The 21937-nt window shown below is 49.9% G+C and carries 23 protein-coding genes; 8 read left to right on the forward strand and 15 right to left on the reverse strand.

Translation table 11 applies throughout. The features are described from left to right. Nucleotides 1–8 precede the first annotated feature (8 nt). Nucleotides 9–1823: an ABC transporter substrate-binding protein gene (locus tag EKO24_RS18915; RefSeq protein ID WP_241674698.1), complete on the reverse strand. Its 1815-nt coding sequence runs from the start codon at nucleotides 1821–1823 to the stop codon at nucleotides 9–11. A gap of 320 nt (nucleotides 1824–2143) precedes the next feature. Between EKO24_RS18915 and merR the strand changes: the two genes are divergently transcribed. Next, complete coding sequence (gene merR, locus EKO24_RS18920) at nucleotides 2144–2560, forward strand: Hg(II)-responsive transcriptional regulator (protein WP_127029608.1); 417 nt, start codon at nucleotides 2144–2146, stop codon at nucleotides 2558–2560. A gap of 160 nt (nucleotides 2561–2720) precedes the next feature. After that, nucleotides 2721–3059 (forward strand): hypothetical protein, encoded by a 339-nt coding sequence (locus EKO24_RS18925; protein ID WP_127029607.1) that lies wholly within the window; start codon nucleotides 2721–2723, stop codon nucleotides 3057–3059. Between the two features lie 74 nt (nucleotides 3060–3133). Here EKO24_RS18925 and EKO24_RS18930 read toward each other — a convergent pair whose 3' ends face one another. Both EKO24_RS18930 and EKO24_RS18935 read right to left on the reverse strand, forming a co-directional pair. Next, complete coding sequence (locus tag EKO24_RS18930; protein ID WP_127029606.1) at nucleotides 3134–3766, reverse strand: pyridoxamine 5'-phosphate oxidase family protein; 633 nt, start codon at nucleotides 3764–3766, stop codon at nucleotides 3134–3136. Between the two features lie 38 nt (nucleotides 3767–3804). Beyond that, complete coding sequence (locus EKO24_RS18935; protein ID WP_127029605.1) at nucleotides 3805–4362, reverse strand: TetR/AcrR family transcriptional regulator; 558 nt, start codon at nucleotides 4360–4362, stop codon at nucleotides 3805–3807. A gap of 115 nt (nucleotides 4363–4477) precedes the next feature. On the opposite strand from EKO24_RS18935, the gene EKO24_RS18940 reads away from it, so the two are divergent. After that, the gene (locus tag EKO24_RS18940) at nucleotides 4478–4867 is read left to right on the forward strand and encodes a hypothetical protein (protein WP_127029604.1); all 390 of its coding nucleotides are present in this window, start codon (nucleotides 4478–4480) and stop codon (nucleotides 4865–4867) included. 153 nt (nucleotides 4868–5020) lie between these two features. On the opposite strand, the gene EKO24_RS18945 is transcribed toward EKO24_RS18940, so the two are convergent. The 8 genes from EKO24_RS18945 to nifB form a co-directional block, all read right to left on the reverse strand. Beyond that, the gene (locus tag EKO24_RS18945; RefSeq protein WP_127029603.1) at nucleotides 5021–7411 is read right to left on the reverse strand and encodes a methyl-accepting chemotaxis protein; all 2391 of its coding nucleotides are present in this window, start codon (nucleotides 7409–7411) and stop codon (nucleotides 5021–5023) included. Nucleotides 7412–7523: 112 nt separating this feature from the next. After that, a complete protein-coding gene (locus tag EKO24_RS18950; protein WP_127029602.1) occupies nucleotides 7524–8105 on the reverse strand; it encodes a nitrogen fixation protein NifQ in 582 nt (193 codons plus the stop codon). A gap of 2 nt (nucleotides 8106–8107) precedes the next feature. Then, entirely contained in the window at nucleotides 8108–8458 is a 351-nt protein-coding gene (locus tag EKO24_RS18955; protein WP_127029601.1) for a 2Fe-2S iron-sulfur cluster-binding protein, read from the reverse strand. 211 nt (nucleotides 8459–8669) lie between these two features. Further along, nucleotides 8670–8957: a 2Fe-2S iron-sulfur cluster-binding protein gene (locus EKO24_RS18960; RefSeq protein WP_127029600.1), complete on the reverse strand. Its 288-nt coding sequence runs from the start codon at nucleotides 8955–8957 to the stop codon at nucleotides 8670–8672. A gap of 226 nt (nucleotides 8958–9183) precedes the next feature. Next, complete coding sequence (locus EKO24_RS18965; RefSeq protein ID WP_127029599.1) at nucleotides 9184–10467, reverse strand: FprA family A-type flavoprotein; 1284 nt, start codon at nucleotides 10465–10467, stop codon at nucleotides 9184–9186. After that, nucleotides 10460–10882 carry an ArsC/Spx/MgsR family protein gene (locus EKO24_RS18970; RefSeq protein ID WP_127029598.1) on the reverse strand — a complete coding sequence of 141 codons (423 nt, stop codon included), beginning with the start codon at nucleotides 10880–10882 and terminating at the stop codon, nucleotides 10460–10462. Before EKO24_RS18970 ends, EKO24_RS18965 begins: the two co-directional genes overlap by 8 nt. Before the next feature lie 14 nt (nucleotides 10883–10896). Further along, a complete protein-coding gene (locus EKO24_RS18975; RefSeq protein ID WP_127029597.1) occupies nucleotides 10897–11175 on the reverse strand; it encodes a 4Fe-4S dicluster domain-containing protein in 279 nt (92 codons plus the stop codon). Between the two features lie 226 nt (nucleotides 11176–11401). Then, nucleotides 11402–12895 carry a nitrogenase cofactor biosynthesis protein NifB gene (nifB, locus tag EKO24_RS18980; protein ID WP_127029596.1) on the reverse strand — a complete coding sequence of 498 codons (1494 nt, stop codon included), beginning with the start codon at nucleotides 12893–12895 and terminating at the stop codon, nucleotides 11402–11404. A gap of 258 nt (nucleotides 12896–13153) precedes the next feature. Between nifB and EKO24_RS18985 the strand changes: the two genes are divergently transcribed. Both EKO24_RS18985 and EKO24_RS22935 read left to right on the forward strand, forming a co-directional pair. After that, nucleotides 13154–13414, forward strand: coding sequence for an antitoxin (locus EKO24_RS18985; protein WP_127029595.1), 261 nt, complete (start codon nucleotides 13154–13156; stop codon nucleotides 13412–13414). Next, nucleotides 13411–13635: a PIN domain-containing protein gene (locus EKO24_RS22935; protein WP_206667313.1), complete on the forward strand. Its 225-nt coding sequence runs from the start codon at nucleotides 13411–13413 to the stop codon at nucleotides 13633–13635. Before EKO24_RS18985 ends, EKO24_RS22935 begins: the two co-directional genes overlap by 4 nt. A gap of 122 nt (nucleotides 13636–13757) precedes the next feature. Here the strand turns inward: EKO24_RS22935 and EKO24_RS18995 are convergent, their stop codons facing one another. Then, nucleotides 13758–13955 (reverse strand): DUF433 domain-containing protein, encoded by a 198-nt coding sequence (locus EKO24_RS18995; protein ID WP_127029594.1) that lies wholly within the window; start codon nucleotides 13953–13955, stop codon nucleotides 13758–13760. Between the two features lie 223 nt (nucleotides 13956–14178). Between EKO24_RS18995 and ilvD the strand changes: the two genes are divergently transcribed. Next, a complete protein-coding gene (gene ilvD / locus EKO24_RS19000) occupies nucleotides 14179–16026 on the forward strand; it encodes a dihydroxy-acid dehydratase (protein ID WP_127029593.1) in 1848 nt (615 codons plus the stop codon). A gap of 460 nt (nucleotides 16027–16486) precedes the next feature. Continuing rightward, nucleotides 16487–16942, forward strand: coding sequence for a hypothetical protein (locus EKO24_RS19005; RefSeq protein ID WP_241674700.1), 456 nt, complete (start codon nucleotides 16487–16489; stop codon nucleotides 16940–16942). A gap of 193 nt (nucleotides 16943–17135) precedes the next feature. Here EKO24_RS19005 and EKO24_RS19010 read toward each other — a convergent pair whose 3' ends face one another. The 3 genes from EKO24_RS19010 to nifL form a co-directional block, all read right to left on the reverse strand. Beyond that, the gene (locus tag EKO24_RS19010) at nucleotides 17136–17396 is read right to left on the reverse strand and encodes a hypothetical protein (RefSeq protein WP_127029592.1); all 261 of its coding nucleotides are present in this window, start codon (nucleotides 17394–17396) and stop codon (nucleotides 17136–17138) included. A 154-nt stretch (nucleotides 17397–17550) separates the two neighbouring features. Next, nucleotides 17551–19092, reverse strand: coding sequence for a nif-specific transcriptional activator NifA (gene nifA, locus EKO24_RS19015; RefSeq protein ID WP_127029591.1), 1542 nt, complete (start codon nucleotides 19090–19092; stop codon nucleotides 17551–17553). Then, nucleotides 19085–20710 (reverse strand): nitrogen fixation negative regulator NifL, encoded by a 1626-nt coding sequence (gene nifL, locus EKO24_RS19020; RefSeq protein ID WP_127029590.1) that lies wholly within the window; start codon nucleotides 20708–20710, stop codon nucleotides 19085–19087. Before nifL ends, nifA begins: the two co-directional genes overlap by 8 nt. 461 nt (nucleotides 20711–21171) lie before the next feature. Between nifL and rsxA the strand changes: the two genes are divergently transcribed. Then, a complete protein-coding gene (gene rsxA, locus EKO24_RS19025; RefSeq protein WP_127029626.1) occupies nucleotides 21172–21753 on the forward strand; it encodes an electron transport complex subunit RsxA in 582 nt (193 codons plus the stop codon). Nucleotides 21754–21937 lie beyond the last annotated feature (184 nt).

The raw sequence follows: 21937 nt of genomic DNA on the forward strand, positions 1-21937 counted from the left end.
GGTTATTTTTATAGCGGAAATTTAACTATCATACGCGTACCTTTGGACTCATGGCTTTCGGCGTCTAAATGGCCTCTGTGAAGCTCGACAATGCGCGCCACCAGCGACAAGCCGAGTCCTGCGCCGGGAATGCTGGAGCTTGCATGACCTCGATAGTATTTTTGAAAGATAAAAGGAAGCTCGTCAGCAGGAATGCCTGAGCCTTTGTCGATGACTTCGAACACATAAGCTTGGTCAACATGCTTGATGTGTAAACGAACTTCGCTTCCGGGCGGCGAGTATTTAATCGCGTTACTGAGCAGGTTGAGCAGCAGGATATTCAATAGTTGCGGATCGGCATTGAGGGGAGGAAGACCGGGAGATAGCTCAACAACGACTTGATAGTCCTCTGAAATCAGCTGGGCGTTTTCTTTTAACAATGCTGTAAATTCCCGAAGATCAATAGCGCGGCGATGCAAACTTAAGCTTTCGCTATTCAAACGATCTTCCGTCAGACAGTTATCGATAAAATTGACCAGACGGGAGACGCCGCGTTGGATTCGTCCAACAATGTGGAGGGCTTCACTTTCTACGGGCAGCTTAATAGCAAGCAGTTGGGATGCGGAATCAATGACCGCAAGCGGCGAGCGAAACTCATGTGAAACCATGGCCACGAAATGACGCTGCTCGGCTAAGGCTTTGTCGGAGCTTTCTTTGGCCAGCCGCAGTTCTTTTTGAATAATGAGATTATCATTATGCTTTGACATAAGCTCGGCGGAAAGCTTACGTAAATATTTTTCCCTACCGTTAATTATTTTATTTTTTCGTTCTAACGATCTATAGGCGGCCAATAAACCGATAACCACGCTGGTAGATATGAGGGCTATTAGCGCGGCAATCTTGATATATTTGAGCAGTTTCTCATTGTCGGCTTTGGGATCGGGATCATAGCTGAAATTTTGCAGGAACTTATCGTTTTCAACCATGCCCGCGTTGATGAACGTTTCCGCCATGTGCCGCCAGCGCCAGGGATTCATATGACCCAGATCGATCACGTCAGGCATTATCAATGAGCGTATTGCGTCGGCTTCAAAGTTAAGATGCTCCCTGGATTTCTTAACGTTATATTTATTAAGCAACAGATCGATAATTTCCTGCGGGTGATTCATTGCATAATACCAGCCTTCAAGACTGGCTTGACGGAACGCTTTGACGCGTTCGGGATGTTGTTTAAGCTCGTCTTCGGTTGTAAACAGAATGTCGCTGTAGAAGTCGACGCCGTAATTGCGCGGATTGAGTACGGTAAATTCAATCCCTTGTTGCTTTAGAAGATAAGGCTCATTGCTTAGGTAGGAATTAAACGCGTCGACTTTGCCGGTAATCAAATCATCAATTTCATAGCTGCTGGGAATAATGTGAATACGGCTTATGTCTATGCTTTCATTGTTGAACATCGCGGCAAAATCAGCATCGACGGTCTGATCCATCAACATGATTTTTTTTCCGACTAAATCGTCGGGTGAGGAAATTTCGGCATCTTTGCGCGCAATCAGTATAGAAGGCGAGTGTTGATATATTGCAGCCAAGGCGACAAGCGGTGCGCCGCGTAAGCGTTCCAATAACAACTCACTATTGGCTTCGCCATACTGAGCATTGCCTTGCAGGACTTCCTGTACCGGTTTATTGCCAGGCGTGCCTTCGTGGATAACGACGTCGAGCCCCGCATCTTTGTAATAACCTTTTTCCAGCGCCGCATAATAGCCTGCAAATTGAAACTGGTGACGCCAACGTAACTGTAGATGAACAGGTTCGGCAGCTATTGAAAAGCTTAAACCTATTAACATCGTGATCGCTATCAGACGGATCGGTATTATGTGGGAATAGTTCATTCTAAAACTTGCTTTTATAGGCTATGGCTCAATAGAACTGCGAGTCAGGCTATAGAAACACCAGCAAACTCAGTGAGAAGACAATATCAATGTAAGGTTTATCCGATTGGATTTGAATATTTGCAGTGCCATCTAAAATTTGCTGAGCCGGAACATAAACACAGGACGCATCAATGCAAGACCAGCAGGGGTTTTTTGGGGGGCACGACGAATATCTATTTGTTTGAAATTTTCATATTATAAACGCCGTACCTATATACGGAAGCAAGTTAATAATGCAAAAGAACTTTACCATTGGTCTTCTGGCAAAAAAAGCCGGAGTGGGGGTAGAAACGATCCGTTTTTATCAACGCCGAGGCCTACTGATAGAACCTGTTAAACCATTAAAAGGCGTTCGGCATTATACCGAGCGAGACGTGCAGCAAATCCAATTCATTAAGCATGGCCAGAAACTTGGTTTTTCGCTTGACGAAATCTCAGTATTATTAAAACTTGATAAAAAAATGCATTGCCGTGAAGCCAAGGAAATAGCCCTAAGAAAGCTTATTAAAATTCGGGAGCGCATGGAAGGCTTGCGTATGATAGAAATAACCTTGTCTAATTTACTCGAAAACTGCGAGAGTCAAATCGATCCGGTATCCTGTCCGATAATTAATACACTACTAAAACACCGGCAGGATGAAAGCTTGTAGCTTGTGAGCCGCGAGCAATCATATGCGATGTAAGGCATTCAAAACTTAATGCAGAGACCCGCTAATAAGTAACAGCGCTTATTGATTAAAAGCCTTGGAGTCTCTACCTTGCTTGTAATCTGAAAAACGACGTCACTTTGAATTTCTCCGGAGAAAGCTCATGAATGCAAAATTACCGATTACCTTGTTTTTAAGCTTAAGTTTGCTGACGGCTTGCGCCCAGACGAACCCGCATCCGATGGATATGGATCTGGCCTTGCAAAACGCGAAAACCAAAGAAGACCATGAGGCGCTGGCTGAACATTATGAGGAAGCGGCGCAAGACATGCAGGAAAAATCCAAGGAATACAAAAAGCTTTTTGATCAATATGAGGAAAAAAGCTATCTCTACGGTAGGCAAGCCGAAGATTTAAAAGCACATGCTCAAAAGCTGATTGATGTTTACGAAAAAGCTTCCGAGGAAAATTTGAAAATGGCAAAAATGCATCGCCATATGTAATGCTTCAAATCATCGATTACAAACAGCCTTAACAAAAATTAAGACTGCTTGTTTGTCAAATTAAAGAACGCTGTTTAACTGCGGTTTAACGCCGCCGCGGCATCCTGTTCATGACCGGCCAGATGCGCATCGCGGGGCGGCAATACATCCGCGACCACTTCCAGGCGTTTCCAGGCCGGTACCGGCGTTTCGCAATGCTGCTTCGGAACAAACGCCGACTCTTCAACCAAAGTCATCTTGTGAATATAACGCGGACAGTTCGGGAACATTTCCCGCACTTTGACCCGCAACACCAGTTCCGCCTCGGGCCAGTGATTTTGCAGGGGATCGTCATCCTGAATAAAAGCGCTGCCGTTTAAGCGCAGACGGGCTTGACGCTGGAAGTCCACGAACAACATACTGACATGCTCGTTCACCAATACATTGCCTGCCGATAAATACATGCCGCTGCCGTCGTAGAGCGGAAAAGCCAGGGTTTGCTCGTCGATCACTTTGACCAAGCCGACGCTGCCGCCTTTGTAGGAACAGTTGGGACGTCCTTCCCGGTCGACGGTGGCGAAGAAAAACATGTTCTGTTCTTCGATAAACGCTTTGTCTTCCGGGCTGATTTGCGCGCTGACGATCGCTTCGACCAGGCGGTCGGCCATTGGACGGGTTTCGAAACGGTCTTGCAGTTGCCGGCTGCCTTCATGAAAAAATTCGCTCATTTGCTGTTCCTGGGTGTTAGTGGTTGGTGAGATGTTGTTTAAGCGGCTTCGATAAGAACAATCGCGGCTTGCTTGGCTTGTTCGGCCGCGCCTGAATGACGCTTCATCTGTTCCGAGACGATAGCGCCTTCAACCAGCAGGCTTAATTGCAGGGCCAGACTGTCCGGGGATTTAGAACCGCATTGTCCGGCCAGACCGGCAATATAGCTGCGAAAATGGTCGTAAAACTCGGCAGATACTTGATGCACCGGGTTGCCTTCGAGCGGGAATTCAGCGGCCGCATTGATAAAAGCGCAGCCGCGAAATTCAGGTATAGCCATCCATTCGCCAATCACATCAAAAACCGCCAGCAACTTTGCCTTGGGCGTATCCGCTCTGGCATCAATCTGCTCGACAAACCAGGCTCGAAAATCCTGGTCCCGTTTACGCAAGAAGGCAAGCACCAACTCGTCCTTGGACGGAAAGTATTTGTACAAACTCATCTTGGTTGTGTTGGCCGCTTTGGCAATCGCATCGACGCCGGTCGCTTTGATGCCTTGGCTATAAAACAATTCAGCTGCGGCTTGCAGGATTTTTTCTTGCAGAGTTAATGACATAGGCTCGGGTAGAGGAAACAAGTTGATTGCGACTATACCGATCGGTATACTTTGTTGTCAATATGCTGACCGGTAAGTATATTTTTATAAACGAAATAAGAATAGAGATAATACGATGGAAATATTATTAATTGGCGCTGTGCTGATGATTTTTGCCGTGTTGGCTTCGGCGTGGCTGATGACTTTTGCCAGATGGTTCCCCGTTAAAGGCATCGACGGCGAGTTCCTGGCCGACTACAAAACCTTGATTCGGGCGCACATTGACTTTGCGCTAATGGCTTTGTTCTGTCTGGGATTTTATGCGGTCAAAGTGCCGTTATCGGTGACGGCTTGCTGGCTGGTGGTGATAGGCGGCATCACGAATCCTTCCGTTTTTGTTATTGCAGCCTTCGATCTGAACTTTTGGGAAAAGACACTCTGGAAAGTCTATACGGCTTTGAGCTTTGCCGCGACGACGATAGGTTTTGTCTGGGTGAGCATCGGTTTGTTGGATTATGCGGTATAACGGAGCTGCAAAATGGAACACGGATGGCACGGATTAGACGGATTTAAACGGATTTTTAAGAAGCAAACACTGTGTTCTATCTGTGATTATCCGTCAGATCCGTGTTATCCGTGTTCGATTATTTATCCTAGTACCGTCCTGTTTAAGACAGCTTTAAAACTCCTCCCAATAACCATTATCCGCGGTAGGCAGCAATTTTAACTTTGGAAGCATTGAGCTTTTACCTAGACTCGGGCCGGGCAGTCTTGATTCTGTGCGTGCAGGCAGCGAACGAAACGCATTGACCAAATTGTGCGGGTTATCGTCCACTTTAAAACTGCTCATTATGGCCGCCAGGTTTTGAGCTTGTTCTTCCAGCAATTCCGCCGAAGCGGAGGCTTGTTCTACCAGCGCGGCATTTTGCTGGGTCACGCTGTCCATTTGCGCAATGGCTCGATTGACTTGTTCAATGCCGGAACTTTGTTCGGCGGAAGCGGACGTGATTGCGGCCATCATTTCGGTCACGCCGCGAACGGAAGCCGCAATTTCTTCCATCGTCAGTCCTGCTTGGGCGACTAACTTGCTGCCGACAGCAACCTTACCGACTGAATCGTCAATCAGGTGTTTGATCTCTCCGGCAGCCGTCGCTGCGCGTTGCGCCAGATTGCGCACTTCGACGGCCACCACGGCAAAGCCTTTGCCTTGTTCGCCGGCGCGAGCGGCTTCAACCGCAGCGTTCAACGCAAGAATATTGGTCTGGAATGCGATGTCGTCGATGACCGAGATAATCTCGCCGATTTTATGCGAAGATTCGTTGATGTCATTCATCGTCGTGACGACTTGGCCGACCGCTTCAACGCCTTTGTCCGCGATGTCGGATGCGTCAACGGCTAGCCGGTTGGCCTGTTGGGCGTTGGCGGCATTATTGTGTACGGCGGAGGTCAGTTCCTCCATACTGGCGGCGGTCTGTTCCAAGCTGGCGGCTTGCTGTTCGGTACGATGCGATAAGTCGTCATTACCGGCGGCAATTTCTTTAGCCGCCGCGTTAATACTGTCGGAGGTGTTTTTGATCTGGTTGATAATGGCTTTCAGTTTTTCAACTGTCGTATTGGAGTCATCCTTGAGCTGTCCGAAAGTGCCGGAATAATCGTTGGCGATTGTTTCGGTCAGGTCGCCGCGGGACAGGGCTTCAAGGACTCGCGCCACCTCCTGCAGACCGCTCTCGCTGGTTTGCATCAATTGGTTGATGGCTATGCTCAGTTCGCGGAAAAAGCCTTCCTTGCCTTGCAAGTCGAAGCGTTGGGTAAAGTCGCCTTGTACGGCGCTATTTACTATTTTAGCGACTTCCTGCTCAATGCCGACTTCAGACGTGCGATCTTTCCATTCCACGACGACGCCGAGTTTGTCTCCGCGTTGGTCGGTGATCGGATTTGCGACCAGGTAAAAGGTACGTCCGGCGATAGTGATCTCGCTTCGTAATGTCGAATTGAAATTGGCCAGCAATTCTTGTTGATGGGCCGGATTCTTATGGAAAGTGTCGATGCTTGAACCGAGCAGTTTGTTGAAATCGAAATGCGGCATGGATTTGCGAATGTCGTTTTCGGCCAGCCGCAACATGGTATGAACTGCCGGGTTCATATAAATAATGGTGTGATTATTGTCGGCAATCATCACGTTGGCGCTGATGCTGTCCAGGGCGGTTTTGATGCGCAGGGCTTCATCGGCGATTTTACGATCCGTCGTGATGCGTTCAAGCAGTTGTTGCTGCATGTTTTTCATGGTCGCCAGTAAACTGCCTGTATCGTTGGCTTTAATCGCTATGACGTTATCAAGATTGCCGGCGGCGATGTTTTCGGCCAGCGCAGTCACATCGTTCGGTTCTCCGCCCAACTGGCGGACGATGCTGCGGCTGATCACGATGGTCAAGGCGACGGCCAGCGCAACACTGAAAGCGAAAATGCCGGTCAGGGCGATGCCGTAACGATGGATTGTGTCTTGAGCTTGCGCTTCATCGGCCGTATTGCGGGCAGTTGTGAATTTAACCACTTGATCGATAGCCGCGCGATGTTGCTCATAGGCGCGATGCATGTTTTGCAGGCTGTCCAACGAGCCGTTGCGATCAGACGATTGAATGGCGGGCAGGAAATGATGCTCGGCTTCGTTGTAAAAATTCCGGGCTGCCTGGTAAGAGGTTTGAAGCAGCGGCGTTTGCAGTTCTTGCTCCAACGGCTGGTCTAGCCAATAGCGATGGCGGGATTCGTATTCGGCTTTTAGCGTTTGAAATCGCGTTACCAGCGTGTCGATTTCGGCAGAATCGATGATTTGGGTTAATTGCAACGCCAGCAGGTAAGATTCGATGATGTATTCAGGCGGCGGCAGCACATCGGCAATAAGATCCTTGCCTTGAACGATGCGTTGATAAACCGGACCATTAACATTCAATGTATTCATGGCTTTGTAGGTTGAAAAACCGAATAGCGCAAAACCGGCGATCAAGGTGCCCAAAATGACCGTAAAACGCATTTCGATAGTTAATTGTCCAGGTTTTTTTAAACTATTAAGCATGACGTGCACCTATTTACATTTATGATTGCGGTGGTTGCGCATTGATACTGTCTAACTTCGGATGTATGAACAACTAGAATTAAGGGAATAGGGTTTACCATAAATATCAGTCTTATTCTTCGGAACCGTAACATTTGGCGTAGTCGGTACAGACTTCGCAAGAGGGTACGCGGCACAGGTACAAACCTTCCGCTTCGCAAAGCTGCTTGTACAAGAACTTTTTCCATTTCATGTCCTTGGTGTTTTTTGCGGCTAATTCGGGAAAGTTGTATTGCAGCATCGCGCTCAATTGCGAGCGCGACCAAAGACCTAAATCCTGCCATAAGTGGTCGCTGCCTAAACTGCCGGCTACGAGAATGCCTATAATCCAGTCTGTTTCGGCAATATCCGCTTGACTAGAACTTTTCAGCAAATTAATCAGGTCATCTTTTTCCAGCATCCGGCTAAAGTCCGGCTTGCTGCCCGAGGCCGCTTGATCCGGAATGCCGATGCCGGGAAAAAGATGATTTTTTAATTGACTGAATTGCCCGCTCTCCAAGCCCATAAAATCGGGCAGAACGCCTTGCCCGGCACACCAGCTTGCGATCATGCAGGCCAGCCATTCGTGATTGGGCGACAGCCAAGCCGACGAATCGGGTTTCAGCCGGGCAAAGAATTGCTCACGGTCGCTATGGAGTTGGAGTGCGGCGGACATAATTAATATTCGACCAGAATATCTTCATCCCTGACTATCATCTGACAGGCCAGGCGCCAAGGCGAAGGCAAGTCGTCGACAATCATTTTTTCCATTTCTTCTTTGCTGATTTTGCCGCTGGATTGCAGCACCGATTTCTCTTTTTCAGTTAAAGGGCCGCCCATGCGTTGGTGTTTTTTGTCGATACTGCTGACTTTTATCAGGCAAGTGCCGCATTCGCCGTCTTCGCATTCGTAATTGATCGGGATTTTGTTTTCCCGCGCCAATTTCAGCAGCGTCTCTGTATGACTGCCGGCAACCGCATAAACGGTTTTGTCCCGGTATTCGGGATTTGAAAAGGTAATTAAAGCCATGATTTGCTCCTTAATAAATTTGCTAAATTGCTGCATGGGAGGCCATGCTGACGATTATTCTTGTGTCTGCATTCCCACAAACGTTTACTGCTGTATAGCGCTGCCGGAAATACCGGTGGAGACCTTCCAGGCTTTAAAAACCTGGAAGGTCTAACTCGCGGAATTTGGTATAACGGCGACTATCAAACGCGGAAATGCGAAACGTGTGTTCCTAAACCGGCCGAACCTTAACGGTTCCGCCCAGCACCTGGGCCTGACAAGCCAGCCGGTTATGTTTACCGGCCATGTTCTCGCGCAGGACCTTATCTTCAAGTACAGACGGTTCAGTCAGATTGTTCCAGCCTTCGGTGACTTTCATAATGCAAGTACCGCAGTCGCCTTCGCGGCAGCCGTAAGTAATACCTGAACCGACCTTTTCGGAAATTTCGATCACGCGGGTGCCGGCAGGCGCCGAAACGGTGATGTTAATGTCTTCAAAGGTAATTGACGCTTTCGCCATTGCTACTCTCCTGATGTGTTAAAAAATATGATTACCAACTTAATCAGGAATAATCTAAGGTTAAGCCGTTCGTGGTGAACCCTTCGATAAACTCAGGAGGGCCCTGAGAACCATGAGCGGCGGCTTAACGCCCCCCTTCGACAAGGTTCGCCTGAGCCCCGTCGAAGGGCTCAGGGCGAACGGTTAAGCCTTGCGTTCGCCCGTCTTAAGTTGGTAGTCAAAAATACTAAGCAAGATCGGCCATATCGATTGTTTTGGGTTGTCTTAAACCCATTAGATCCCGTGCCATATCACGCCCGAATTCACGACAGATTTGGATTTCTTCTTCGGTCGGAATTAATTTAATGCGTATGCCCGGAATCGGGACACGCAATTTGAGACCGCGCAAGCGGTCCTCAACCATTTTCACGCCTTCGCCGGTCCAGCCGTAGGAGCCGAACACGCCGCCCAGCTTCGATTTGAGATTGATAACAGCCAGCGAAGACAATAAATCCCACACCGGTTTGACCGCATCGCCGTTGATGGTCGGCGTGCCGAACAGGATGCCGTCCGCGCTTTCGATCAAATCGACGAACGGCGCTATTTCGCTGCCTTCCAGGTCGTATAAAGAGACGCGCACTTGCTCTATGGACATCGCGCCTTCATAAATCGCTTCGGCCATGCGCCGCGTGTTGCCGTAAGAGCTGATATAAAAAATCAACAGCGTTTTCTCGCCGGCGCTGATTTCGCTTTGCAATGCCGCCGTCGATAACTCGCGATAGCGCTGGACGTAGCGTTGCGGCTGGTCGCGCAGCAGCGGGCCGTGCGCAGGCAGGATTTTGTTCAGCGGCAGCAAAGGCTCGAGCAAAACCAGAGCCCGGTTTACGTACTCTTTAAACGGCCGCATGATATGGGCGTAGTAATATTCAAACGAAAAGCGAAAATCGCCGACTTCATCGTTAAACAACCGCGCATCGCAAAAATGGCAGCCGAATACGTCGCCTGAAAACAAGGTTTTCTCTTCGATTAAATACGTGCATTGCGTATCCGGCCAATGCAAATAAGGCGTATGGAAAAACTCCAAGGTGCGGTCGCCGAGCGATACCCGGTCGCCGGTAAACACCGGTTTGAAATCGAACTCGTCCTGCTTCAGCAGGGCTTTGAGCATCGATTGCGCTTTTTGGGAAATATAAAGCTGGGCTTGCGGCGCGCGCCGCATCAGTTCCGGCAAGGCGCCGGTATGATCCGGTTCAAGGTGATTCAGGACGATGACTTTAATTTCGTCGTAACGCGCAACCGATTCCAAGCGGGCAAAGAAATCACCGGCAAAGTTTTCCTTGACGGTATCGATGATCGCAACGCCTTCGCTGCCCCTGACGATATAAGCGTTGTAACTGGTGCCGTTGGCGGTTTTTAAGATAATGTCGAAAGTGCGCAATGACGGATCGAGCGCGCCTATCCAATGAACGCGTTCGGACAGCGTAACCGCTTGCGCCACGCCATCGAGAGTCAAGACCGGCGGTTTAGTCATGGCCGCAGTTTGTGGATGCGGATAGGCGAGGGCAGCTTTCGATATCCTGCCGAGTCCCGGTTTCTTGCAAACCTATCCAATTATCGACCGCTTGTTGGTCGAATCCCGCCATCACGCTGTCGCCGGCTTGCATTAACGGGCGGCGTATTAATAGCGGGTTCTCCAGCATCAGCGCCAACGCTTGTTGTTCCGATAAGCGATCGGGATCAATCTCGCCGTATTTGATTGGCGGGGCGCTGTAATTGAACCAATCCCGCACCGGCAATTCGCCGAAAAAACTACGCAAACGCTCTTCTTGCCAGGGTTCTGTCAATATATCGAGCGCGACGACCCGATGCCCCGCAGCTTCCAGCAATTTCTTCTGACGGGTATTGCTGGCGCAGCCGGGTTTTTCGTAGAAATGGACAGTAGCCACGAACGCGTCCTCAATTAATGGGACTGTAACTCGGCCATCGCTTCGGCCATTTTTTCAGGCGGAATGCCGGTTAAAGAGCCGGGCGGGTTAAATGCCAATCCGAACGAATCGACAATGGCGCCTTCAATCGGGCAAATGCTGGCGCATTGTTGGACCGGAAAATCGCCTTCGCATTCGGTGCATTTTTTACTATCGACCAAAAAATGCGGCTTGGCTTCATAAATCGCGTTGCTCGGGCAGACCGGCTCGCAAGCAAAGCAATTGACGCAGGATTCAATGATTTTTACTGCCATGACAAGCTCCTGAAATATTGGTTCATCTTTTTTCTGGTTCCCAAGTTGCAGTTTGGGAACGAGCGGCAATTTATTGACTGCCGGAATGCAGGCTTCGCCTGCCAGTGCAAGCAAAGCTTGCACTCCTGCCTTATGGAATTGAAAGGCAGGCAACCCAGGCGAAACCAGCGTTTGCGTTGTCTAAGCGATTTAATTCGGCTCAAACTTTTCGGGCAAAACCCGGGAGCTACGCACTCGCTCTAACGGTTTCAGGCTTTTCATCCAGCTTGCCTGCCGCCGCCATCTCTTTGTAAACCGCCATTACAGCTTCTTCAATTGGCTCCATCGCATGTTCGCCGTTCGGTTGAATGCCGGCTTTTTCCAATTGTTCCCAAGGTTCATAGCCGACTTTCGAGCACAACACCGCCTCGCAGCCCGCCAATGCCCGGATAGTCACCTGCAACGTGCTTTCGCCGTCGCCGCAAGTCGTATCGCCGCCGCAATATTGGTCGGCTTTGCGATGACTGATAAAGCGCACGCCGTCCGGCGATGCTTCGTAAATCAGGAATTCCTTGGCATGGCCGAAATGCACGTTAATCACGCCTTGGCCGCTGGTTGCCACCGCCATCAATACCGGCCGCGTAGTCAGCTTGGGTTCTTGTTTATGCTGTGCCGCTTTTTCGGCTTTTTCCAAACGCTTGCTGTCCATTTCAGCCTGTATGGCTTGATGAATTACTTTGCGTTTTTCCATCGCCGCCTGGTAATCGATTTCCATGTCTTCAATCTTATCCAGCGTAAACTCGTCGCCTCTATCCTCGCCAAGCATGCCGACCGCGTCGGCGCGGCATTGGCGGCAATGGCGCATCATGTTCATATCGCCGGAACAGCTGTCTTGCAGGTCTTGCAACTCGTCGGGAGTAGGGCCGCGCTGCCCCATTACGCCGTAGAAAGTGCCGTGCTCGGCTTCGGCAATCAGCGGCATCACGTTGTGTAAAAACGCGCCTTTGGACTTAACAACCTTGCTGACTTCGGCCAAATGCTGGTCGTTTACGCCGGGAATCATGACCGAATTGACTTTGACCAAAATGCCTTTGGCGATCAGCATTTCCAGGCCTTTTTGTTGTTGTTCGATCAGGATTTTTGCGGCTTTGACCCCTTTAATGCGTTTGTTTTGCCAGTAAATCCACGGATAAATCTTCGCGCCGATTTCAGGATCGACGCAGTTGATCGTGATCGTGACGTGATCGATATTGTGCTTGGACAATTCCTCGACCGCATCGGGCAGGGCCAAGCCGTTTGTTGATACGCACAACTTAATATCCGGCGCTTCCTCGCTTAAGCGGCGGAAGGTTTCAAAAGTGCGTTCGGGATTGGCTAACGGATCGCCGGGGCCGGCAATGCCCAACACCGTCATTTGCGGAATAGTCGCCGCGACCGCCATCGTCTTTTTAACGGCCTGGTCCGGCGTCAGCAATTCGGACACCACGCCTGGCCGCGATTCATTGGCGCAATCGTATTTGCGATTACAGTAATGGCACTGGATGTTGCAAGCCGGAGCCACAGCTACGTGCATCCGGGCAAAATAATGGTGGGCATCTTCCGAATAGCAGGGGTGATTTTGTACCTTCTCCCGTATCGAATCCGGCAATGAATCCATTTGATTGTCGGTTGAACCGCAAGAACTGGCTGAACAACCGCCTTTTTTCGCCGCAGGGGCATCGTTTAATACTGGTAATTGCATCGCATCGACCTCGTAAGTTGTATTTACTCAAAAGCAAATGCACAGGTCGTGCCAATGGATTTATCTTGTTGATATGTAAGTGTAATTATTTTGTTTTTGGGCTGGATTGTTGCAAACGCAACAGTCATTTTTTTGGGTTTTGTAATTAATGGGACAATGATTTTGGTGAGTCAATTGTCCCTCTAGGCCTCTGTTGACAAACCTCCAGAGCATTCATAACATGCAAGCAAGCTGCATTCATTTATATAAGGGGCAAATATGAGCAACCTGTCTATACGCGGAATCGATCCCGACCTGGCAACAATCCTTAAACAACAAGCGCAAGCGAGCGGAAAGAGCGTCAATCAACTGGTGCTTGATGTATTAAAAGAACATACAGGGTTACATAAAAAAAAGCAGTTCACCCAGGAATACCATGACTTGGATTTTCTTTTTGGAAAGTGGACGGATAGCGAATTTCAAAAGATTCAGGAAAAAATTGACGAGGAATCTCAAATTGATGATGAGCTTTGGAAATGAACGCTTTATTGATTGATACCAATATTTACTCCCACGCTATGCGCGGCGATACCGAAATAATTGAAACCCTTCAGCAAGTTGCTCATATCGGCATTACCGCAATCTCAATAGGCGAACTACTTTCCGGTTTTAAGGCGGGAAATAAAGAAAAAATCAACCGACAGGAACTCAACCAGTTTCTTGATTCACCCAGAGTTACGCTATACAGTATCGATGAGTAGACAGCTGAGTATTACTGTTTGATTCTTGATCAGCTAAAAAACAATGGAACGCCAATTCCTACCAATGATATTTGGATTGCGGCTGTTGCTTTTCAGCAAGGTATGCCTGTTTATACGAAAGATCAGCACTTTACTAAGATTAAGGGGTTGCTAATTATGTGATTTAACTCGGGGAAGTCTTCGACAATTTCAGTGCGGCCCATGCCGTCGGCCAGCCAGGAAAGCACGTCATAAACGGTAATCCGCAAGCCTCTAATGCAGGGCTTGCCGCTGCGTTTGCCGGGCTCAATGGTAATCATGGTGTGATAATCGATGCTCATGACTTTGTACTCGGTTGCGATTAGGGCGAACCGGATTATATCGCGTTGGTTAATAAATGCGCATGGCAACCCACCTCAAGCTACAGTCTTCCTGATGCGCTTTTTACAGCTTACAGCATCACCCAAACCCACCAACAACCATACTTGTGGAGCCGGATGCCCGATTACAGTAAAATTACCGGCTATTACGTTCCATTAATGAAAATTTCCTCCGAGGTTCACCATGCCACAATACCGTTCCCGCACCACCACCCACGGCCGCAATATGGCCGGCGCCAGATCGCTCTGGCGTGCCACCGGCATGAAAGAGGAGGATTTCACCAAGCCGATTATCGCGGTGGCTAATTCCTTCACCCAGTTTGTGCCCGGCCATGTGCATCTGAAAGATATGGGACAACTGGTCGCACGCGAGATTGAAAAAGCCGGCGGCGTAGCCAAGGAATTCAACACCATCGCCGTCGATGACGGTATTGCGATGGGCCATTCCGGCATGCTGTATTCGCTGCCGAGCCGCGATTTGATCGCCGACAGCGTGGAATACATGGTCAATGCCCATTGCGCCGATGCATTGGTGTGCATCTCTAACTGCGACAAGATTACTCCCGGAATGTTGATGGCCTCTTTGCGCCTGAACATACCGGTGATCTTCGTTTCCGGCGGCCCGATGGAGGCCGGCAAAGTGAACTGGAACGGCCAAACCCGCGCACTGGATTTGGTCGATGCGATGGTGGAAGCTGCCGACGATAAAATCAGCGACGAACAAGTGGCCGCAGTGGAGCGCTCCGCTTGTCCGACCTGCGGTTCCTGCTCCGGCATGTTTACGGCCAACTCGATGAATTGCCTGACCGAAGCTTTGGGGCTGTCGCTGCCGGGCAACGGTTCGTTGGTCGCTACGCATGCCGATAGAGAACAGCTGTTTTTGCGTGCCGGCCGCCTGATCGTGGAACTGGCCAAACGTTATTACGAACAGGACGACAGCTCCGTGCTGCCGCGTTCGATCGCTACTTACGAAGCCTTCCAAAACGCGATGAGCCTGGATGTCGCGATGGGCGGTTCCACCAACACGGTATTGCATCTGCTGGCGGCGGCGCACGAGGCCGGCGTCGATTTTACGATGTCGGATATTGATGCGATTTCGCGCCGGGTGCCTTGTTTATCGAAAGTCGCTCCGGCCACTCAAAAATATCACATGGAAGACGTGCATCGCGCCGGCGGGGTGATCGGCATTTTGGGCGAACTGGACCGTGCCGGCGTCATCAACCGCGATGTGCCGACCGTACATGCGCCAAGCATGGCGGCCGCGCTGGAACAGTGGGACATCCAGCGCACCCGGGACGAAAGCGTCAAAGAATTCTACCGGGCCGCGCCCGGCGGTATCCCGACTACCGTCGCTTTCTCGCAGTCGGCGCGCTATCCGGCTCTGGACGACAACCGCGTCGACGGCTGTATCCGCGATAAAGCCAATGCCTATTCGCAGGATGGCGGCCTGGCAGTATTGCACGGTAACATCGCGTTGGACGGCTGCATCGTAAAGACTGCCGGCGTCGACGACAGTATCCTGAAGTTTACCGGCCGTGCGCGTATTTTCGAAAGCCAGGACGACGCGGTCGCCGGTATCCTGAACGACCGGATACAGCCAGGCGACGTGGTCGTGATTCGTTACGAAGGCCCCAAGGGCGGCCCCGGCATGCAGGAAATGCTATACCCGACCAGTTATCTTAAATCCAAGGGCCTGGGCAAAGCTTGTGCGTTGCTGACCGACGGACGTTTTTCCGGCGGCACTTCGGGTCTCAGTATCGGCCACGCTTCGCCCGAGGCTGCGGAAGGCGGCGCGATCGGTCTGGTGGAAGAGGGCGATACGATAGAAATCGACATTCCTAATCGCCGCATCCATCTGACGGTGACGGTAGAAGAACTCGAACGCCGCCGGGCTGCGATGGTGGCTAAAGGCACGCAGGCCTGGAAACCGGTCAAGCGGGAAAGAGTCGTCTCGGCCGCGCTAAGGGCCTATGCCGCGATGACAACCTCAGCCGCGAAAGGGGCTGTCAGAGACGTTTCCCAAGTTGAGTGATCGGTAATAAGGGGTGATTTTGCCGGAACACGCGCTGAATCAGCGCGTGTTCCGGCTGATTGTTAGTCACAATATCGAGACTGCGATTTTTTCAATACCTCAGTGGGGATTATTGGAGTGCAAGCTTTGCTTGTACTTGGCAGGCGAAGCCTGCACTCCGGCAGTGCCTGAGTAAGTTTCCGTGTTTAATGATAACATCGTTATGTCCTCGTCACCACGCGTTACGCTCATCAAAAAAGCCGATAGGCAGACCTTCCAGGTTTTTACTGGAGCGGCTGGGAGCGGTTCCAGTAAAAACCTGGAAGGTCTAATCCGCGCAAATTCTCTACCGCACAAGGTAAGCAATGTTACCGAGTTGATTATAAATTTGAAGGCGTATCATTAGCTTGCCTAAACGATACGGACTTTATTCCAGGCTGATCTTTTCCTTTGTTTTAACCAATTTATTTCGGGGGAATTTATGAAAAAATCAGGCTATTTTTTTATGTTCTTGTTGGCGTTATTGACAGGCCAACCCGTATTGGCGCAGGACCGTGCGGTTGAAATCAGCATTTCCGGTATCGGTCCGCCAGTTGATGTGCCCGCTTACGAAACTGTCCGTCAGGTAATTGGCCATGCGGTTGCCAAGGGCGTTATAGATAAATTCGTTGTATCCGGCTACGGGGTTGAGGGCGGACTCTCAGGCTGTGTCGAGGCCTCTCCGCATGCGCAGGCGGAAGACCTCGACGCTTTTATAAGGCAGTTGCAGACTATTCATCCCAATCCGCAGACTACTGCCTATTCGGTGAAACCAACCCAAAGTTGTATTACCGAGGTGGTCTATTGTACGCAAGATGCCAAATTGTGTCCCGACGGTTCCTATGTAGGCCGTGTGCCGCCGTCATGCAGCTTTGCTCCTTGTCCGGGAACGCAATAATTGCTTGGGTTGTGCATGAGACTGTGAAAGTATTCGCTTTAGAACAAAATAAAGAATTCACCACATCCTTGTGGCTTAGCAATGCAGGAGCAATTGCCGAGACACGAAGAAATAAAAACTTCGTGTCTTCGTGGTGATTAGGTTTTTAAACTGATTTTCATAATATTTTTACAGTCTTACATATTTGTCAAACTCAAGCCACATCGTAATACCAGTCCAAAAGCGCTTCTCCGCCCCAGTTCTCGGCATTGCCGGGAATGTGTTCATCGGTCTGGTATAGCGTCATCTGGCCGGGTTTGGGGGACATTACCAGCAAGCTTTCCGCATACTCAAACGAACAGCCTTGTTTACCGGTTTCGTCTTTGAGCCATTGCGCGGCCATCTCGATGGCTTCTTTCCGGGTTTCTCCAAAGCCGAATACGGCGTAATCGTGTTGCACATATAAAATAGTCATTGTTGCTCCGAATATTTTGGGAATATCCAAAAGAATTGTCCACGAAAGATACGAAAAGCACGAAAGAAGCTTTTAACAAGATTTTCCCAACTATACTTTTTTCGTGGCTTTCGTGCTTTTCGTGGACTATGTTTTTTCTTGGGAATAGCCGTAATCAAATCTGCTTCATCGTAATATCCAAGGTCATAATCCGGTAAGCGATTTGCCTTGGCGTCATGTTCAACAAGCGCGCAGCTTTGGCTTGCACCCAGCCGCTTTGCTCTAAAGCCGCAATGACCCGCTCCCGGTCGTCCATGTTTTCATCGTTAAAATCGATCGGCGGCGTTTTTTGCGGTTTAAGATTAACCGCCGTGCCGATTTCATCTTCCAATCCGGTACTGACCATCACGTCACGGTCGATAATGCCGTTTTGGCTCATAATCGCCGCGCGTTCCAGCCGGTTCGCCAGTTCGCGGACGTTGCCGGGCCAAGTGTGCTTCATCAGTATGCGTATCGCGCTTTCCTTGATTTCCAACGGCCGTCCGCCTTGCTGCTCCGAGATTCTGCGCAGCAGGAACTCGGAGAGCTGCGGAATGTCCTCTGTCCTGTCGCGCAACGGCGGCATATGGACCGGCATCACGTTAAGCCGGTAATACAAATCTTCCCTGAATTCGCCTTTCGTCACTTCTTCTTCAAGGTTGCGATTGGTTGCGGCAATGATGCGGACGTTAACTTTAATCGTTTGCGTACCGCCGACCCGTTCGAATTCGCCTTCTTGCAACACGCGCAGCAGTTTGGCCTGGAACGAGGCGGAAATTTCGCCGATTTCATCCAAAAACAGTGTGCCGTTGTCGGCTAATTCAAAGCGGCCTTTACGTTGGCTGACCGCGCCGCTGAACGCGCCTTTCTCGTGGCCGAATAACTCCGATTCCAACAAGGTGTCGGGCAGGGCGGCGCAATTGAGTTTTAAAAAAGGCCCGCTGGCGCAGCCGGAGTTAAAGTGAATCGCATTGGCGACGACTTCTTTACCGGTGCCCGATTCGCCGCGGATTAATACGGTCGTGTTCCATTTGGCGACCTGGCGGATCAGGTCGAATACTTTCAGCATCGGCGGCGAATGGCCGATAATGTTTTCAAAGCTGTAATTCTTGATTAACGCTTGTTTGAGCTGATCGCGCTCGCTGAGCAGATGGCGTTGCTTGCGCTCGATGTCCCGCAACATTTTGACGCTTTGCGCGATCAGGTTGGCGATCATCTCCATGAAGCGGGCGCGTTCGCCCAGAAATTGGCTGTTATCCGGCTGGGCAGCCAGCACGCCGATCGTGTCGCCGTCTTCGATATAAATAGGAGAACCGATAAAAGGCAGCTCGGGATCGTATAGGCCGGTGCGGCCTAGAAAGCGCGGTTCTTCGGAGACTTTTTCGATGACGATCGTGCTGCCTTCGTCAAGTATGGCGCCGATTAAGCCTTCGCCCGGGTTATACCTGACCGGCTCGGTACGTTTATTGGCGTTGTTGGTGTGTACGACGCTGACAATCATGCTGCTATTTTCAATTTCGCGCAGTGTGATCATGCCGGAGCGCATGCCCGAGCGTTTATGCAGTATCTCTAAAACCGCCTGTAGTTTGGCATGCAGGTCGTGAGTGCTGTTTAAAACCTGACTAATGATATACAAAGTATCAAGTTCAGCTTCGATCAGTTGTATACGTTCAGTCATTGCCTACCCCTTTAAATAATTGTCTGTGCAGAGGAAAACTTATTTTGAACCGGCATCCCTGATTGTAGTCCGGGTCTATTTCAATAAAGCCGTGATGCTGGTTGACGATTTCCTTCGCCATAACCAGGCCCATGCCGGCTTGATGACCGCCCATCGCGCGGGTGGTATAGAAAGGCTCGAATACTTTGGCGCGCTTTTCAACCGGAATGCCGGTGCCGCTGTCTTCAATGCTGACGTAAATCAAGTCGGCATCGGTATCGGTCGCGATCTTGATCCGTTGTTCGGCGCCGTGCGATTCGCGGATCGCTTCAATCGCATTGTCTATTAATTGCTTAAACAGGATACGCAGGCGATTTTCGGAGCCCAGCATGGCCGGCAATTTGGACAACGGTTGCCAATGCACTTCGATATCGTTACTACAAATCCGCTGGTTACTGAGCAGCAGCACTTCATGCAGGATTTGGTTAATGTTCACCGGGATAACCGCTGTTTGCAGAATCTCGGGAATGCACTTTTGCATCGTCGTGACCGCTTCTTCGCCGGACTGCTGAATTTGTTGCAAGATTTGCAATAGGCCGGCGTGTTGATCGTCCTTTTTGTGCCGCAAGATTTGCTCGGCCGCCCTAATTTGGTTCATCGGCATTTGAATTTGGTGCATTGCGCCGAGCAACGTTTCCCGAATGCCGCGCACGCGCTCATCTTCCGCCATCACGGTTTTTAAGGTTTGGATATGCAGTTCTTCCATTTGCCGGCGTTGGCGGGTGATGTCGGTTAATGTCAGTATCAGGTACTGTTTCGAGGTGTTCTCAAAAAAAGCGTCGGCATTGACTTCATTTTCGATAACCCAGTTTCCGGCGCAGGAAAACCAGCGGGTTTTGTGGCTTCCTTTGCTTTCGATTTTGAATTCACGGTTGTTAAAGCCTTGTTGTTTGCTGCGTAGCTGCGACCATAAATCACCCATTTCGTCTCGCAGCAGTTGTAAAAAGTACGTTGCAGGTTCGCCTTTATCGAGATCGCTGACCAGGGCTTTATAGTTATGATTATCGAGAATAACCCGGTCCCGGTCGTCAAGTACCACCATCGCAATCGGCGATGAATTAATGACCGACTCGATCAATAATTTTTGATTGATGACTTTCTTTTCGGATTCGTACGGCTTGGTAATGTCCCGGTGCATGCCGATGTAGTGCGTGATCATTCCGGAGCTGTTCAACATTGGTGCAATGGTCAAGTCGGACAGGTAACGTTCACCGGATTTATGCCGGTTGCATAAAGTTCCGCGCCATATTTTTTTGGAGCTGATGGTGCGCCATAAATCCCGGTAGACCTCTCTGGGGGTACATTTATCCGATAATATCGATTCGTTCTCGCCCAGAATGTCTTCGGTCCGGTATCCGGTAACATTGCAAAACTCTTGGTTTACATAAAGAATTTTGGCTTTTTTATCGGTAATGGAGATGGCTATCGGTACTTGTTCAACCGTTTCGACGAACAGGCTGTAAAGCATCTCGTCATTTTTAAATACGTGTCCGTCACCGAATAAATCGGGTGCAAGTTCGCCGATGACGCTCGCCATGTTGGTGTGGGTTTGTAAAAATCGCAATGAAGTTTTTTTCATAGTTGTTGGCCGGGTGTAAGAGGCTTTGGAATTCCTTAAGCAAATATAGAGCCAACATTCGCGGTCTTGATTTCTCGTTCCCAGGCGCTGCGTGGGAACGAAGTAATGCAGGCAGTTAGACCTTCCGGCACTTCTGATCTCCAGGGATGGCGGCCGAGACGGTTCTCGGCAGTCCTCGGAATTTCCTCCGTCCATGGAGTTCAGAAGTGTCGCAATCGGTACGATTGCCATGGATGGCGGAAGTATTGGAGCCGCCGGGAGCAGGTACGTTAAAAGCCATTGTAGGGTTTACGACACAGATATTTTTATCGGTGTCGGGATGTATCACTTCCAACAGTTTTTATGCACCGCTTTGGCATGTTTTGCCGGCCATATTGAGCGATAAACGGGCTGTTCCCGCAATTGGCATAATTGATGCTTGGATTCTTGCAAACAACCCTAAAAATAGACTGGGAAAAACAGTGAGCGAATATCTTTTACTTTTATTAGGCACGGCTCTGGTCAACAACGTGGTTTTGGTAAAGTTTCTTGGGCTGTGTCCGTTCATGGGCGTGTCGAAGAAGCTGGATTCGGCATTGAGCATGGGGTTGGCGACAACGTTTGTGTTAACGCTGGCGGCAATGACCAGCTGGATGCTGGAACATTTCATCCTGGCGCCTTTTAATATCGAGTTCTTACGGATACTGGCTTTTATCCTGGTCATTGCCGCCGTGGTGCAGTTCACCGAAATGGTCGTGCATAAAACCAGTCCGGTGTTGTATCAAATACTGGGTATTTTCCTGCCGCTGATTACGACCAATTGCGCGGTGTTGGGCGTGGCATTGCTGAATGTGCAAGAGCAATACGGTTTTATGCAAAGCATGATTTTCGGTTTCGGGTCAGCGCTCGGTTTTACGCTGGTGATGGTACTGTTTGCCGGGTTGCGAGAGCGGTTGGCGTTAATGGCGGTCCCGGCATTATTCGCGGGCACGCCGATTGCATTTATTACCGCCGGGATTTTATCGCTGGCATTTATGGGATTTGCAGGGCTTTACAGCAAATGATTGTAACTATGATGAAGCCACGAATTGACACGGATCAACACAGATTAAACAACAGTAACCCGTTAAATCTGTATCGATCCGCGGCTAAATAGTTATATAGAACTTACGCATTGACAGCCGGTATAGAATATGAGGCATGAACTAACCCTAGGCAACGGAAGGCCCGCCCGTGATAAGAAAAATA

It is taken from the genome of Candidatus Methylobacter oryzae (assembly GCF_003994235.2).
GTDB lineage: Bacteria > Pseudomonadota > Gammaproteobacteria > Methylococcales > Methylomonadaceae > Methylobacter_A > Methylobacter_A oryzae.